Origin of the sequence: Pseudomonas sp. Q1 (genome assembly GCF_009935975.1) — a bacterium.
GTDB classification, from domain to species: Bacteria; Pseudomonadota; Gammaproteobacteria; order Pseudomonadales; family Pseudomonadaceae; genus Aquipseudomonas; species Aquipseudomonas palleroniana.
This window is the reverse complement of the sequence record NZ_QODI01000011.1, coordinates 32,306-45,916: the sequence shown is the minus strand read 5'-3', so window position 1 is coordinate 45,916 and position 13,611 is coordinate 32,306. Positions and strand designations below refer to the sequence as shown.

Sequence of the window (13,611 nt, the reverse complement as noted above, 5' to 3'; positions counted from 1 at the left end):
CAAATCGCTGGAGAGGATGCACGCGTCACTCCATAAAAAAAGACAAGACGGCGCGGGAAAAGCCTGTTTTTGCACTAGCCTTACAGCGTGCAAAGGTAGCGCTATCTGCGTCCTGAGGTGTTTCATGAGTCAACCTGTTACCGCCCTGGTCATCATGGGTGTTTCCGGCTGTGGCAAGTCCAGCGTCAGCGAGGCCCTGTGCCGCCTGAACGGCGCCACCGCCATTGAAGGCGACAGCTTTCACCCTGCCGCCAACATCGAAAAGATGAGCGCCGGCCACCCTCTCAACGACGACGACCGTGCCGGTTGGCTCGACATCCTCTGCGATGAACTGCGCCGCGCACTCAAGGCCGGCGAGCATCCCGTGCTCACCTGTTCGGCGCTTAAAAAGAAATACCGCGACCACCTGCGCGAAGCCGCGCCGGGCCTGGGTTTTGTGTTCCTGGAACTGACCCGGGCCGTGGCCGCCGACCGTGTGTCCCATCGCCCCGGGCATTTCATGCCGGCCAGCCTGATCGACAGCCAGTTCGCCACCCTTGAGTCGCCGAAGGGCGAACCGCTGACCCTGGCGCTCAACGCCAGTGAAGACAGCGTCGAGGCCCTGGCCCGGCAGACCCATGCCTGGTGGCTGCAACACGGCTTTGAACCTACTCATTAATTTTTTGCCGGAAAAGATAGCGCTATCCCCGGCAGGAAATTCAACACCCGCTTTAATAACAACAACAAACAGGAGAGACCCCCCATGTTTGGCATGTCCCACGAGTCCTACCTGCTGCTAGATGCAGTGGTCACCATTATCGGACTGATCGTCTTGATCACCCGGTTCAAAGTTCACCCCTTTATCGCGTTGATCATCGCCGCAGGTTTCCTCGGCCTGACCTCGGGCATGCCCGTGGACAAGATCATCAAGGCGTTCCAGGACGGCTTCGGCGGGGTGCTCGGCTTTGTCGGCATCATCCTCGCGCTGGGCACCATGCTCGGCAAGATGATGGCCGAATCCGGTGGCGCCGATCAGATCGCCCAGACCCTGATCCGTGCCTTCGGCAAGGCGAAGGTGCAGTGGGCCATGATGTTCGCCGCGTTCCTGGTGGGCATCCCGCTGTTCTTCGAGATCGGTTTTGTGTTGTTGATCCCGCTGGTGTTTATCGTCGCCCGGCGTACCGGCGTCTCACTGATCAAGATCGGCATCCCGTTGCTCGCCGGCCTCTCGGCGGTGCACGGCCTGGTACCACCGCACCCGGGTCCGTTGCTGGCCATCGGCGTGTTTGGCGCGGACATCGGCAAGACCATCCTCTACGGCCTGATCGTCGCATTGCCGACGGCCATTATTGCCGGCCCGATCTTCGGTACGTTCATCGCCAAGTACATCCCCGGCAACCCGTCCCAGGAGTTGGTCGACCAACTGGCCCGCGAGACGGACAACAAGTCGCTGCCCAGCTTCAGCGTCACGCTGATCACCGTGCTGCTGCCGGTGTTCCTGATGCTGCTCAAAACCTTCGCCGACATCGCCCTGCCGGATGGCCATGCCATTCGCAACTGGATGGACATGATCGGCCACCCGATCACGGCGTTGTTGCTGGCGTTGCTGCTGTCGCTGTACACCTTCGGCCATCGCCAGGGCATCGGTTCCAAGCAGATCCTCAAGCTGCTCGACGCTAGCCTGGCTCCGACCGCCGCGATCATCCTGATCATCGGTGCCGGTGGTGGTTTCAAGCAGATGCTGGTCACCAGCGGCGTGGGTGACGTGATCGGCCATATGGCGGTGACTGCGCAGATCAATCCGATTCTGCTGGCGTGGCTGGTGGCGGCGGTGATTCGCGTGGCAACCGGTTCGGCAACCGTGGCGACGATTACTGGCGCCGGGATCGTGGTGCCGGTGGTCGGGATGATCCCAGGGGTCAACCGTGAGCTGCTGGTGTTGGCGACGGGGGCGGGTTCGTTGATCTTGTCTCACGTCAACGATGCGGGGTTCTGGCTGGTGAAGCAGTACTTCAATATGACCGTGGCTGAAACGTTCAAGACCTGGACGGCGATGGAAACCATCCTGTCGGTGGTGGCGTTGATCTTCATCATGCTGTTGTCGCTGGTGGTCTAAACCCCAGAACTTGGGGTTAAACCGAATGCACATGTGGGAGGGGCGGTGCGACGATTCGACTTGCCCCCTCCCACATTTTGACCGAGTCAGGCGCCGGTTTTCGGGGCTAGCCCATCCGCCCTGAACATCCCGCGAATCCCGCGCACGGCCTGGCGAATCCGGTCCTGGTTCTCGATCAGTGCAAAGCGCACGTGATCATCCCCATACTCACCAAAGCCGATCCCCGGCGACACGCATACCTTCGCCTCCAGCAGCAGTTTCTTGGCAAATTCCAGCGAGCCCATGGCGGCATACGCCTCGGGAATCTTGGCCCACACGTACATCGATGCCTTCGGGTTTTCCACCATCCAACCCAGCTCATGCAGGCCCTTGACCAGCACATTGCGGCGTTGGCGGTACTGCTCGGCAATATCCTTCACGCACTGTTGGTCCCCTTCGAGCGCGGCAATCGCCGCCACTTGCAGCGGGGTGAAGGTGCCGTAGTCGTGGTAGCTCTTGATACGCGCCAGGGCGCTGACCAGTTCCGGGTTACCCACCATGAAACCAATACGCCAGCCGGCCATGTTGTAGCTCTTGGACAGGGTGAAGAACTCCACCGCAATGTCCTTGGCGCCCGGCACCTGCATGATCGACGGGGCTTTCCAGCCGTCGTAGACGATGTCGGCATACGCCAGGTCATGGATGACCAGCACGTCGTACTGCTTGGCCAAGGCGATCACGCGTTCGAAGAAGTCCAGCTCCACGCACTGCGCGGTGGGGTTGGACGGAAAGCCCAGGATCATCATTTTCGGCTTGGGGATCGAGCCGCGAATCGCGCGTTCCAGTTCGGCGAAGAAATCCACGCCGGGCACCAGCGGCACCGAGCGCACCTGGGCGCCGGCAATCACGGCACCGTAGATGTGGATCGGGTAGCTTGGGTTGGGCACCAGCACGGTATCGCCCTGGTCCAGGGTGGCCAGCATCAAGTGCGCCAGGCCCTCTTTGGAACCGATGGTGACAATGGCTTCCGACTCGGGGTCGATGTCCACTTCATAACGGTCCTTGTACCAGCGCGAAATGGCGCGGCGCAGGCGCGGAATGCCTTTGGAGGTGGAGTAGCCGTGGGTGTCTTCACGCTGGGCGACGGTGACCAGTTTTTCCACGATGTGCGGTGGAGTGGGGCCGTCGGGGTTACCCATGCTCAAGTCGATGATGTCTTCGCCGCGCCGACGCGCAGCCATCTTCAGCTCGGCAGTGATATTGAAAACATAGGGGGGGAGTCGATCTATGCGCGCAAAGCGGCGCGGCGAACCTTGGTCTGCCATTGTTGCCTCGAGGTACGTAAGCGCCCGGAACCGTCCGAGCGACGTCGGCCACTGCGGTGGCCTGCGGGGCAGACAATACGGTTGATGATGGCCGGTTGTCCAGATGCGTAGGAAAATTTTCTGCATGGTGTGCAGCGCGGATATACCCCTATACTCGATGCGGGCTTGTTCCCTCACAAGAAGGAGACTGTTCGTATGGATCAGCAGACAAAACAACCGCTCGAGCCACGCATGGAGGACGGCAAAGCGCTGGTGATTGCGGGTGTGCAGGGGCGCTATTCAAAAGCTACCGTGGGGGATATCCCCAAGTTGTGGGAGCTGTTTGATAGCTGCATCAAGGACATCAAGAAGCGCGTTGGCTGTGTGACCTATGGGGTATGTCATAACCCCCACCACGGCGAGTTCGATTACATGGCCGGGGTGGAAGTCCCGAGCAAGGGCGACGCGCCGGGCAACTTCGAAACCCTGGAGATTCCCCCGCATCACTACGCCGTATTCTCGCACCACGGCCCGGTGCAAGCGCTTGAGCAGACCTATGAGCGCATTATGTTCGAGTGGTTGCCGCACTCGGGCTTCAAGGTGGCCGGGGCGGATTTCGAGCGCTATAGCGCGGATTTCGATGTGCGCAAGGGCACGGGGACGGTGGAGATCTGGTTGCCGGTTGAAACCAAGTCCTGAAACGGCAGTGAATCGATGTCACGTAAACATGACCTGGCCGTCAAACAGTCATGTTTACGTTACATCGACGGGCTGAACGTCCATCTCAACCTGCGCTCATAGTCAGCCCGGCCCTTGTAGGCCTCTCCGCTATCCACCCATCCAGCCGCCCGATACAACCCCATCGCCGCCACATTGTTCGTGTCCACCGACAACTCCAAGCCCTTGATCTGCGGCCAGGCCCGTATCGCCGCTGCCGGCAGCGCGTGCAGGCATGCCTTGCCGAAGCCGCGTCCTTGCTGTGTGCGATCCACTTGCAAGGCGTGCAGCGTGGCGCTGTGTTCATCAGCCCAATGAGGCAGGCACGGTGGGCGTTTGAGCAGCATGAAGGCCACAGGCCGGTCGTCGGCAAGCAGGGCGAAGCCTTTGATCGCGGCGGGGTTGGGATTGACCAGCAGGCTGTTCAGCGCACAGCCGATGTCGCCGGAAAATGCCAACTGCTCGGGATGCACTTGCAGGGCATTGAGCTGCTGTTTTTGCACAAGGCTCAACGTCTCATAGGGGACAAGGCGGGTTTCCATTGGCGGTGCATCCCAAAGACTACAGAGAGGCGCGGATTCTAACGGGTTTGCAGGCGGCTAAATTATTTTTCAGCGGGCTGTCGATTGAGCCAGGGCTGATTCGACTAAGGGTGTCCTTCGTGATGTTTACCCCTCTCCCCACAAAACAGGAGTATCACTATGAGCACTGCCATCCACGCTCTGATCGATCAATGGAAGCAAGCTGTGCTTGCCCGGAATATCGATAAAATTGTCAGCTTTTACGCCGACGATATTGTCTCGTTCGACGCCGTTGCCGCGTTGCAATTCAAGGGCAAGGCCGCCTATCGCGCCCACTGGGAAGCGTGCATGGAGCACTGCCCCGGCCCGGGTATTTTCGAGTTTCATGAACTGCGCATTGTAGAAGCCGCGGATAGCGCCTTTGCCCATTGGTTGGCGCATTGCGGCGGTGCCGGGCCGGATGGCGTGGTGAAGGCGTGCTGGATGCGGGTGACGGCCGGTTACCAGCGCCTCGATGGCCAATGGAAGGTGGTGCATGAGCATTGGTCGGCGCCCTTCGATATGCAAAGCGGCGTCGCCTTGTTCGAGCTGAAACCTTGAGCCGAACTATAGTCATGAGTCCGCAAATGGAGACGCACATGAAATACCTCTGCCTGATCTACAGCAACGAACAGGTGTTGCACAGCTCGCCGGACAGCCCCCAGGACCCGGAGTGTTTCGCCTACGCGCAGTCCGTGCAGGCCAGCGGCCGCATGCTTGCCGCCGAGCCTCTGGAGTCGGTGACCACCGCCACTACCGTGCGCATGCGCAATGGCAAGTTGTCGATCACCGATGGGCCGTTTGCTGAAACCAAGGAGCAATTGGCCGGGTTCTACCTGATCGACGCCAGGGACCTGAACGACGCGATCCAGGTGGCCGGCGGTATTCCGGCGGCGCGGGTCGGCAGTGTGGAAGTGCGTCCCGTGCGTGAATTGAAACTCTGACCAGCATAATCATAAAAACCCAAGAGGATTGGCGATGAGTACCCAAGCTCCCTTCGAACTGTCCATCAGCCGCGTGATCGACGCCCCGCGCAGTCGTGTCTTCCGCGCCTGGACCACGCCTGAATTGTTGAAACAATGGTGGGGACCGCATGGCATGACCACCCCCGAGTGCGAAATGAACCTGTGGGTCGGTGGCCTGTTTCGCACCCTCATGCGTGCCCCGGATGGCAGTGAGTATCCAACCCAGGGCGTTTTCCTGGAAATCGATGCGCCCAACCGGCTGGTGTTTACCGATGCCTTCATGCCTGGCTGGATTCCCTCAGGCAAGCCGTTCATGACCGCCGAGGTCACGTTCGAAGAGCTCGACGGTAAAACCCGCTACACCGCTCGCGCCATGCACTGGAATGCTGAAGACAAACAGGCCCACGAGGCCATGGGGTTTCATGATGGCTGGGGCCAGAGCCTGGACCGCCTGGTGACGCTGGTGACCCAGGGCATGACCGATTGACGCTGCCGATCGAGGCGATATACCGCAGCGAATCACGGCGCGTACTCGCGACGCTGATTCGCTTGCTCGGTGATTTCGACCTCGCCGAAGAGGCCCTGCACGAAGCGTTTTTTGTCGCGGTGCAGCGCTGGCCACAGGACGGTGTGCCGGACAATCCGCGTGCCTGGCTGGTCTCCACCGGCCGCTTCAAAGCCATCGACCGCCTGCGCCGCCAGGCCCGGTTTACCCCCTTACTGCAGGAGCAGGCTGACGCGCTGGAAGCGGTTGACTGGAATGAGGAAGACGTGGAAGACGATCGCCTGCGCCTGATCTTCACCTGCTGTCACCCGGCGTTGGCGGCCGATGCCCAGGCGGCGCTGACGTTGCGTGAGATCTGCGACCTCACCACCGAGGAAATTGCCCGCGCTTTTCTGGCTTCGCCCACCGCCATCGCCCAGCGCATCGTGCGCGCCAAGGGCAAGATTCGTGAAGCGAAAATCCCCTATCAGGTGCCGTCTTTGGCGGAGTTGCCCGAACGTCTGGACAGCGTATTGCAGGTGATTTACCTGGTGTTCAACGAGGGCTATTCGGCGTCCATGGGCGCCGATCTCACCCGCGAAGAGCTGACCCGCGAAGCCATCCGCCTGACGCGCCTGCTCGCGCAGTTGCTGCCGGAGCCAGAAGTCATGGGCTTGCTGGCGTTGATGCTGTTGCATGAATCCCGCCGAGCGGCGCGCACCTCGGCCGCGGGTGAGTTGGTGTTGTTGCAGGAGCAGGACCGCGATTTGTGGGACGCCTCCTTGATCGCTGAAGGCTGCGCGCTGGTGGAACAGGCACTGACCACCGGGCGTTTCGGGCCATACTGCCTGCAAGCGGCGATTGCTGCGGTGCACGCCGAGGCGGCCAGCGCCGAGGACACCGACTGGTTGCAGATTGTCGGGCTTTACGATGTATTGCTTCGGCAAGTGCCGTCGCCGGTGATCGAGTTGAACCGCGCCGTAGCGGTGGCGATGTGCGAGGGGCCGGGGGCGGGGCTACAGCAGGTCGAGACGATTCTGGCGCGTGGAGAGCTGCTGGATTACCACTTGGCGCATTCGGCGCGGGGGGAGTTTTACCGACAGTTGGGGCGGGTGGAAGAAGCACGTTCGGCTTATGAAACAGCCCTGTCACTGACCCAGCAAATCCCCGAGAAACGCTTCCTCGAAAACCGCCTGGCCAACCTCGAATCCCTTGCGCGATAAAGATCAAATGTGGGAGGGGGCTTGCTCCCGATAGCAGGGTGTCAGTCACAGTATTGGGTGACTGACCCACCGCTATCGGGAGCAAGCCCCCTCCCACATTTTTATTGGGTGGGAAATATCATTCCAACATCTTGGCCAACAACCAACTCCCGGCAGGGCCCGGCGGGTGGTGGCGTGACCATAGCGCATCCACCGCCACCGAACGCGGCCAGCCGCGGGCCTTGAGCTCGACCAATTGCCCGCCGCCAAAGCGTTCCACCAGCCAGCGCGGAATCGGTGCCCAGCCGAAGCCCAATTGAGCCATCTCCAATAGCATCAGGTAACTGGGAGCCGACCAGACGCGGCCGTTGGCACGGGTTTCATTCGGGTTGATGATGCTTGCCAGGCGCAATTCGCGGTGTTGTTGCAGGGCGTGCGCGGTCAGCGTGTCGAGCCCGGCCAGTGGATGTTTCGGTGACACGAAAAGGGCAATTTCCGTGCTCTCTTCCACGGGCGCACGGGTCAGGTCCGGCGGATACACCTCCTGGTGCTCGATAAACGCTATCTGGGCCCGACCGCTTTGCACCAAGGCGATCAGGTCTTCGCATTCGGCGATCAGGCATTCCAGCTCAAGGTCCGGGTAGCGCTGTTCAAACGCGCTGAGGGCGACCTCGAAACGGTCGGACTGGTAGGTATCGGACATGGCGATACTCAGCTTGGGCTCCAACCCCTGGGCCAGTTGATTGGCGGCCATTTCCAGGCGACTGCTGGCTTCCAGCACCTGCTCGGCCCGTTGCAGCAGCACATGGCCGGCAGGCGTGAGCGTCGGCTTGCGGCTACTGCGATCGAACAGCACCACATCCAGATCAATCTCCAGGCTCGCGACCGCCGCGCTGACGGTGGACTGGCTCTTGCCCAGCTTGCGCGCCGCAGCGGAGAACGAGCCTTGGGTGGCCGCTTGCACAAACGCCTGCAGCACTTCATTGGAGGCCATGACTATCGCCTTTGTCGATGGTTATTGGTTATGAAGTATCGGTTCGATGCGGGATTATCGCAACCATCGTCATTCACGGAGCGCAGGTTATGCACCCTACCAAGTCGATTACTGAACGTATCGGTCAAGCCCTGGGTTTTGAGGGGCTGGCCTTGCTGATCTGCACACCGCTGCTGGTGTGGATCACCGGCCGGCCGGCCCTGGAAATGGGCGCGGTGACCCTCGGGCTGAGCCTGTTGGCGCTGACCTGGAACATCATTTTCAACAGCCTGTTCGACCGCCTGAAGGTTCGCCTGCAATTGGCCGGCGGCGCATGGACGCGGGTATTGCACGCGCTGTTGTTTGAGGGCGGGTTGATTATCGTCGCGGTGCCGTTGATCGCGGCGTGGCTGAACATCAGCCTGATGCAGGCGTTCATGCTCGACATCGGCGTACTGCTGTTCTTCCTGCCGTACACCTATGTGTATCACTGGGGGTATGACGTCATTCGGGAAAAAATCCGCAACAAAAACGCTATCCCATGTAGGAGCTAGCATGCTGTGGCGAGGGAGCTTGCTCCCGTACGACAGCGCAGCTGGCGCCCGCTTTCAGGGGCGCTTCGCACCCCAGCGCAAGCAAGCTTGCTCGCCACAACAAGCGAGCGCCTACAGACAAGTAAGCGAGCCGACAAAGTCCAAGAATGCCCGCACCTTGGCGGCGGGCAAATGCCGCGACGGATAGTAGGCGTACAGCGGAAAACGCTCGTCTGGCCAGTCGGGAAACAACTCCACCAGACTGCCGGCCTTGAGCGCCGGGGCCAGGCCCAGGTCGAGCATCTGGGCCACCGCGTGGCCGTGCTCGCACACGCTGTATAACGTGCTGGCATCGTTGACCACCAAGCGACCATCGGTACGCACGGTCAGTCGCTCGCCGGGGCGGTGGAATTCCCAGGCAAATGGGCGACCGGTTTGTGAGTCGCGAAAATCCAGGCACATATGGCCGTGTTCCAGATCCTGGGGCACGGCAGGTCGGCCGTACTGTTCAAGGTAAGCGGGGGCGGCGACGGTGAGCACCCGCACCTCCATCAACTGACGGGCGATCAGCGAGGAGGATTGCGGGATGCCGAAGCGAACCGCCAGGTCGAAACCGTCGGCCACCAGGTCGCCGAGTTGGTCGCGGGTGTGCAGGTCCAACTTCAATTGCGGGTAGCGGCGCATGAAGTCACCCAGCACCGGGCCCAGCACCAGCCGCGAAAAATACGGGTCGATATTGACCCGCAGGCGCCCGCGCACGGTCAGGGCGCTGTCGGCCGCCGAACTGGCCGCCTCTTCCAGGCCCGCCAGCAGAGGCGCGATGTGTTGATAGAAACGTCGCCCTTCATCGGTCAATTGCACCGACCGTGTCGTGCGGTCGAACAGGCGAATACCCAGGCGTTTCTCCAAGCGCGAAATCGCCCGGCTGACACCGGAGGCCGTCATGTCCAGGCTGTCGGCAGCGCGTGCGAAGCTGCCGCTGTCGACCACCGCCGCCAACACGCCCATGCCACCGGCCAGGCTCGGATCAAAGCTCATTGATGATTTTCCGTCAGGTATGCAATGACACTGATGCTATCGAAGAATCCTACGGTTGCGCAGGATAATTTCCCCATCGCGACACGAGTCGCCTTTGCAGGGGAGAACACTGATGTATGCAGTCACAGGTATCACTGGAAAAGTCGGCGGAGCCGTTGCCCGCACACTGCTCGCCGCTGGGCAGCCGGTACGCGCCGTAGTGCGCAGCGCCGACAAGGGCGTCAGTTGGGCCGCGCGCGGCTGTGAGGTGGCCGTGGCGGAGGTGGATGACCCGCAAGCCATGGCGGAAGCCTTCGCCGGGGTGACGGGCGTGTTCATCATGCTGCCGTCGAATTTCGACCCATCGCCGGGCTTTCCGGAAACCCGCCGGGTGGTGGAAAACATCCGTCAGGCCCTGGCGTGCGCACGCCCTGGCAAGGTGGTATGCCTGTCCACCATCGGCGCCCAGGCCACGCAACCGAACCTGCTCAACCAACTGCACCTGCTGGAGGAAGCGGTGGGCAGCCTGGAGTTGCCGGTGACGTTTTTGCGCCCCGGCTGGTTCATGGAAAATGCATCGTGGGATGTCGAGGCGGCGGTGGCAGGGCGGATCTCAAGTTTCCTGCAACCCTTGGACAAACCGGTGCCGATGGTTGCCACGGCGGATGTCGGACGCGTGGCGGCTGAACTGCTGCTGGAACCCAGCCCGCGTATCGTGGAACTGGAAGGCCCGCAGCGCATCACCCCGTACCAGCTGGCCGCCGAATTCGCCCGCGTGCTCGGCAAACCGGTCGACGTAGAAGCGGTTCCCCAGGCGACCTGGCATGCACTGTTCAGCGGCCAAGGCATGCGCAACCCGCTACCGCGGATTCAGATGATCAACGGCTTTAACGAAGGCTGGATCGAATTCGAAGGCACCCCTCGCCAAGGCACGGTCGAACTGGGCACGGTGCTTGGCGAGTGGGTGCAACGCAGCGGCGTTTGAACCTTACAGAAACATGCCGCCCGAGGCTTCGATACGTTGGCCGGTGATCCAGTGGCTGCCATCGGCCAGCAAGCTGGCAATGGCCCCGCCGATATCGTCCGGCAGGCCGGCGCGGCCCAGGGCGGTGTTTTGGGCGACCATCGCATTCAGCGCCTGATTGTCGCGCACGGCGCCACCGCCGAAATCGGTTTCGATGGCGCCGGGCGCCAGGACATTCACGCTGATGCCACGCCCGCCCAATTCCTTGGCTTGATAGCGGGTGAGGACTTCCATCGCGCCTTTCATGGCAGCATACGCCGCATACCCCGGCAGGCTGAACCGCGCCAGGCCGCTGGAGATATTGATGATGCGGCCACCATCGCGGATCAGCGGCAGCAGTTTCTGGGTCAGGAAAAACGGCCCCTTGAATTGGATTGCCACCAACTGATCGAACTGTGCCTCGGTGGTCTCGGCAAAACTGGCGTGGGCGCCGATGCCGGCGTTGTTGATCAGAAAATCGAAGTGATCCTGTGCGAAAACATCTTTGAGCACAGTGGTGATTTCGCCGACGAAGCCCTCGAACCTGTCGCTGCGGCTGACATCCAGTTGCAGCATGGCGGCACGGCCGCCCAAGGCTTGAACCTGCTCGACCACCGCTTGGGCTTCGGCGGCGGCGCTATGGTAGGTGCCGATGATGTCGATGCCTTGTGCGGCCAGGTGCAGCGCGGCGCTTTTGCCCAGGCCGCGGCTGGCGCCGGTAATCAGTGCGATTTTACGGGTCATGGTGATGTCCTCTCAGGTGATCAGTGAGAGGAAGTGTATTTGTCCGTTCATAACGTGATAAACAGCGCTATACCGGAATCACTGGCCGGATAAGGCGAACAATCCCATGAACAAACTTGAGCTGCTGCGCACCTTCGTGCGCGTGACCGAACTGTCGAGTTTCACCCAGGCCGGCGACAGCCTCGGCCTGCCGCGCTCCACCGTCTCCGAACATGTGCAGGCACTGGAGGAACTGCTCGGCGCACGTTTGTTACAGCGCACCACGCGCAAGGTGCAGGCGACCCAGGACGGCCGAGTCTTGTATGAACGCAGCAAGGACCTGCTGGCCCATATGGAGGAGCTGGAAGGCTTGTTTCGCCAGGATGAAACGCAACTGGCCGGGCGTATCCGCGTGGACCTGCCCAACGTGCTGGCGCGCGACATGCTCTTGCCGCACCTGCCCGCATTCCTGGAGCGCCATCCACTGATCGAGATGGAAATCAGCAGTACGGACCGCCAGGTCGACCTGATTGCCGAAGGTTTCGATTGTGTGTTGCGTGTCGGCGCGCAACCCGACCAGACCGTGGTCGCACGCCGCGTGTGCAGCATGCCGATGGTCAACTGCGTCAGCCCCGCCTACCTGCAACGTTATGGCATGCCCACGACCCTGGCTGACCTGGCCGAGCATCAATTGGTGCATTACGTGAGGCCCTTGGGCGCACGCTCGGCAGGTTTCGAATATCAGCAGGGCCACAAGGTGGAGCGCGTGGCGATGGCCGGGCGCGTCACCGTCAACAGCACCGATGCGTATCAGGCCGCCTGCCTGGGCGGATTCGGCATCATCCAGGTGCCGCGCCTCGGTATTGAAGAGTTATTGGCCAGTGGAGAGCTGGTGGCGGTGCTGCCGGATTACCCGGCGCCACCGTTGGACGTGTCCTTGCTGTACGCCGGCCAGCGTCATCTGCCGTTGCGCGTGCGGGTGTTCATGGATTGGCTGGCGGCCATCCTGCAAGCCCGGTATTAACGACGTGCCGATAATTGCTGCGGTGCCAGGAAGGCGTCGTGGAAGTAATCGCGGAACGCCTGCATCGGCGGGGTGAAGGCACGCTCGCGGTGCCAGGCCAGGCCCACGCTCATGGGGGTGACCGGATCGGTGACGGTCAGGGTTTCGATGCGCTTGCCTTCCAGGGACCACGGCCGGTGGACCAGGTCTGACAGGATCGCCACACCGCTGCCGTTGGCGACCATGCTGCGCACCGCCTCCACCGAACTGGTGCGCAGCCGCACCTTGGGCGTTTGCCGGGCCTGTTCCCAGTAGCGCATGGCGCTGTGTTCGGCCTCGTCGACGGTGAGCAGAATGTAGGGTTCCTGCGCGACATCCGCCAGGCTTACGGCACTGCGTTCGCACAGCGGGTGATGGCTGGGCAGCCACAGGCGGCGTTCCGAGTTGAACAGGGTTTCAGAGACGATATCGGCATGGGTGAGGTTGGCGGTGAGCACCACGGCCATATCGAACTGGCCATCGAGCAGGCCCTGTTCGATCGCCTGGCGCTCCTGCTCGAAGACCTCGATGCTGACGTCCGGGTGCCAGTGTTCCATGCGTTGCAGGTGGTGGGGCAGGAAATAACCCAGCACCGTGTAGCTGGCGGCTACGCGCAGCACACCGCTGGCGCGGTAGTCGGGCAAGGGGCTGTTCAGCGCGTCGTCGACACTGCGCAGAATCACGTAGGCACGGTTGAGAAAGTGCCGGCCGGCGTCGGTCAGGTTCATGCCCTGGGCCGAGCGCACGAACAGTTGCACGCCAAGCATGGCCTCCAGTTCCTTGATTGCGGTGGTCACGGCCGACTGGGAGATGTTCAGGTGAATCGCCGCCTGGGAAATCTGGCCGATCTCGGCGGTGGCCACGAAGTAGCGGACTTGGCGCAAGGTCAGGGACATCTGCCACTCCAATGCAGTGAGCTATCTGTTTTTCAGAAGATGAGCCATCTGATAATAGATCTTCCCAAGGGGTCAAGACACAGCCTACTTTCAGCCATCATCTTTTGGCGGAGCGACC

General features: G+C 61.6%; 16 protein-coding genes. 10 read left to right on the top strand and 6 right to left on the bottom strand.

The window, feature by feature from the left end:
• Positions 1-124 precede the first annotated feature (124 nt).
• Together DK870_RS18270 and DK870_RS18265 are read left to right on the top strand one after the other, a co-directional pair.
• Entirely contained in the window at positions 125-658 is a 534-nt protein-coding gene (locus DK870_RS18270) for a gluconokinase (RefSeq protein WP_060754088.1), read from the top strand.
• 84 nt (positions 659-742) lie between these two features.
• A complete protein-coding gene (locus tag DK870_RS18265; protein ID WP_060754087.1) occupies positions 743-2,095 on the top strand; it encodes a GntP family permease in 1,353 nt (450 codons plus the stop codon).
• 86 nt (positions 2,096-2,181) lie between these two features.
• Here the strand turns inward: DK870_RS18265 and alaC are convergent, their stop codons facing one another.
• Positions 2,182-3,399 carry an alanine transaminase gene (alaC, locus tag DK870_RS18260; protein ID WP_104994636.1) on the bottom strand — a complete coding sequence of 406 codons (1,218 nt, stop codon included), beginning with the start codon at positions 3,397-3,399 and terminating at the stop codon, positions 2,182-2,184.
• Positions 3,400-3,594: 195 nt separating this feature from the next.
• Between alaC and DK870_RS18255 the strand changes: the two genes are divergently transcribed.
• Positions 3,595-4,077 (top strand): GyrI-like domain-containing protein, encoded by a 483-nt coding sequence (locus tag DK870_RS18255; RefSeq protein WP_161549339.1) that lies wholly within the window; start codon positions 3,595-3,597, stop codon positions 4,075-4,077.
• Between the two features lie 59 nt (positions 4,078-4,136).
• On the opposite strand, the gene DK870_RS18250 is transcribed toward DK870_RS18255, so the two are convergent.
• Complete coding sequence (locus tag DK870_RS18250) at positions 4,137-4,637, bottom strand: N-acetyltransferase (protein ID WP_161549338.1); 501 nt, start codon at positions 4,635-4,637, stop codon at positions 4,137-4,139.
• A gap of 159 nt (positions 4,638-4,796) precedes the next feature.
• On the opposite strand from DK870_RS18250, the gene DK870_RS18245 reads away from it, so the two are divergent.
• Genes DK870_RS18245 through DK870_RS18230 form a run of 4 tightly spaced genes read left to right on the top strand, consistent with a single transcriptional unit; the run spans position 4,797 to position 7,327 of the window.
• On the top strand, positions 4,797-5,216 hold the full coding sequence (locus DK870_RS18245) for a nuclear transport factor 2 family protein (protein ID WP_161549337.1): 420 nt from the start codon (positions 4,797-4,799) through the stop codon (positions 5,214-5,216).
• Between the two features lie 38 nt (positions 5,217-5,254).
• Positions 5,255-5,599, top strand: a complete 345-nt coding sequence (locus tag DK870_RS18240) for a YciI family protein (RefSeq protein ID WP_060754082.1) — start codon at positions 5,255-5,257, stop codon at positions 5,597-5,599.
• Between the two features lie 34 nt (positions 5,600-5,633).
• Positions 5,634-6,107, top strand: coding sequence for an SRPBCC family protein (locus tag DK870_RS18235; RefSeq protein WP_161549336.1), 474 nt, complete (start codon positions 5,634-5,636; stop codon positions 6,105-6,107).
• Positions 6,104-7,327, top strand: coding sequence for an RNA polymerase sigma factor (locus DK870_RS18230; RefSeq protein ID WP_161549335.1), 1,224 nt, complete (start codon positions 6,104-6,106; stop codon positions 7,325-7,327). Before DK870_RS18235 ends, DK870_RS18230 begins: the two co-directional genes overlap by 4 nt.
• A gap of 118 nt (positions 7,328-7,445) precedes the next feature.
• Here DK870_RS18230 and DK870_RS18225 read toward each other — a convergent pair whose 3' ends face one another.
• A complete protein-coding gene (locus DK870_RS18225) occupies positions 7,446-8,300 on the bottom strand; it encodes a LysR family transcriptional regulator (protein WP_060757211.1) in 855 nt (284 codons plus the stop codon).
• 89 nt (positions 8,301-8,389) lie between these two features.
• Between DK870_RS18225 and DK870_RS18220 the strand changes: the two genes are divergently transcribed.
• The gene (locus DK870_RS18220) at positions 8,390-8,833 is read left to right on the top strand and encodes a multidrug/biocide efflux PACE transporter (protein ID WP_060757212.1); all 444 of its coding nucleotides are present in this window, start codon (positions 8,390-8,392) and stop codon (positions 8,831-8,833) included.
• Between the two features lie 111 nt (positions 8,834-8,944).
• Here DK870_RS18220 and DK870_RS18215 read toward each other — a convergent pair whose 3' ends face one another.
• Positions 8,945-9,850 (bottom strand): LysR family transcriptional regulator, encoded by a 906-nt coding sequence (locus tag DK870_RS18215; RefSeq protein WP_161549334.1) that lies wholly within the window; start codon positions 9,848-9,850, stop codon positions 8,945-8,947.
• 112 nt (positions 9,851-9,962) lie between these two features.
• Here DK870_RS18215 and DK870_RS18210 point away from each other — a divergent pair, with 112 nt between their 5' ends.
• A complete protein-coding gene (locus DK870_RS18210; RefSeq protein WP_161549333.1) occupies positions 9,963-10,814 on the top strand; it encodes an NmrA family NAD(P)-binding protein in 852 nt (283 codons plus the stop codon).
• A gap of 3 nt (positions 10,815-10,817) precedes the next feature.
• On the opposite strand, the gene DK870_RS18205 is transcribed toward DK870_RS18210, so the two are convergent.
• Positions 10,818-11,576: an SDR family NAD(P)-dependent oxidoreductase gene (locus DK870_RS18205; protein ID WP_161549332.1), complete on the bottom strand. Its 759-nt coding sequence runs from the start codon at positions 11,574-11,576 to the stop codon at positions 10,818-10,820.
• A 106-nt stretch (positions 11,577-11,682) separates the two neighbouring features.
• Between DK870_RS18205 and DK870_RS18200 the strand changes: the two genes are divergently transcribed.
• Positions 11,683-12,579 carry a LysR family transcriptional regulator gene (locus DK870_RS18200; protein ID WP_161549331.1) on the top strand — a complete coding sequence of 299 codons (897 nt, stop codon included), beginning with the start codon at positions 11,683-11,685 and terminating at the stop codon, positions 12,577-12,579.
• On the opposite strand, the gene DK870_RS18195 is transcribed toward DK870_RS18200, so the two are convergent.
• Positions 12,576-13,493 (bottom strand): LysR family transcriptional regulator, encoded by a 918-nt coding sequence (locus tag DK870_RS18195; RefSeq protein WP_060757217.1) that lies wholly within the window; start codon positions 13,491-13,493, stop codon positions 12,576-12,578. The two genes, DK870_RS18200 and DK870_RS18195, sit on opposite strands and share 4 nt — an antisense overlap.
• Positions 13,494-13,611 lie beyond the last annotated feature (118 nt).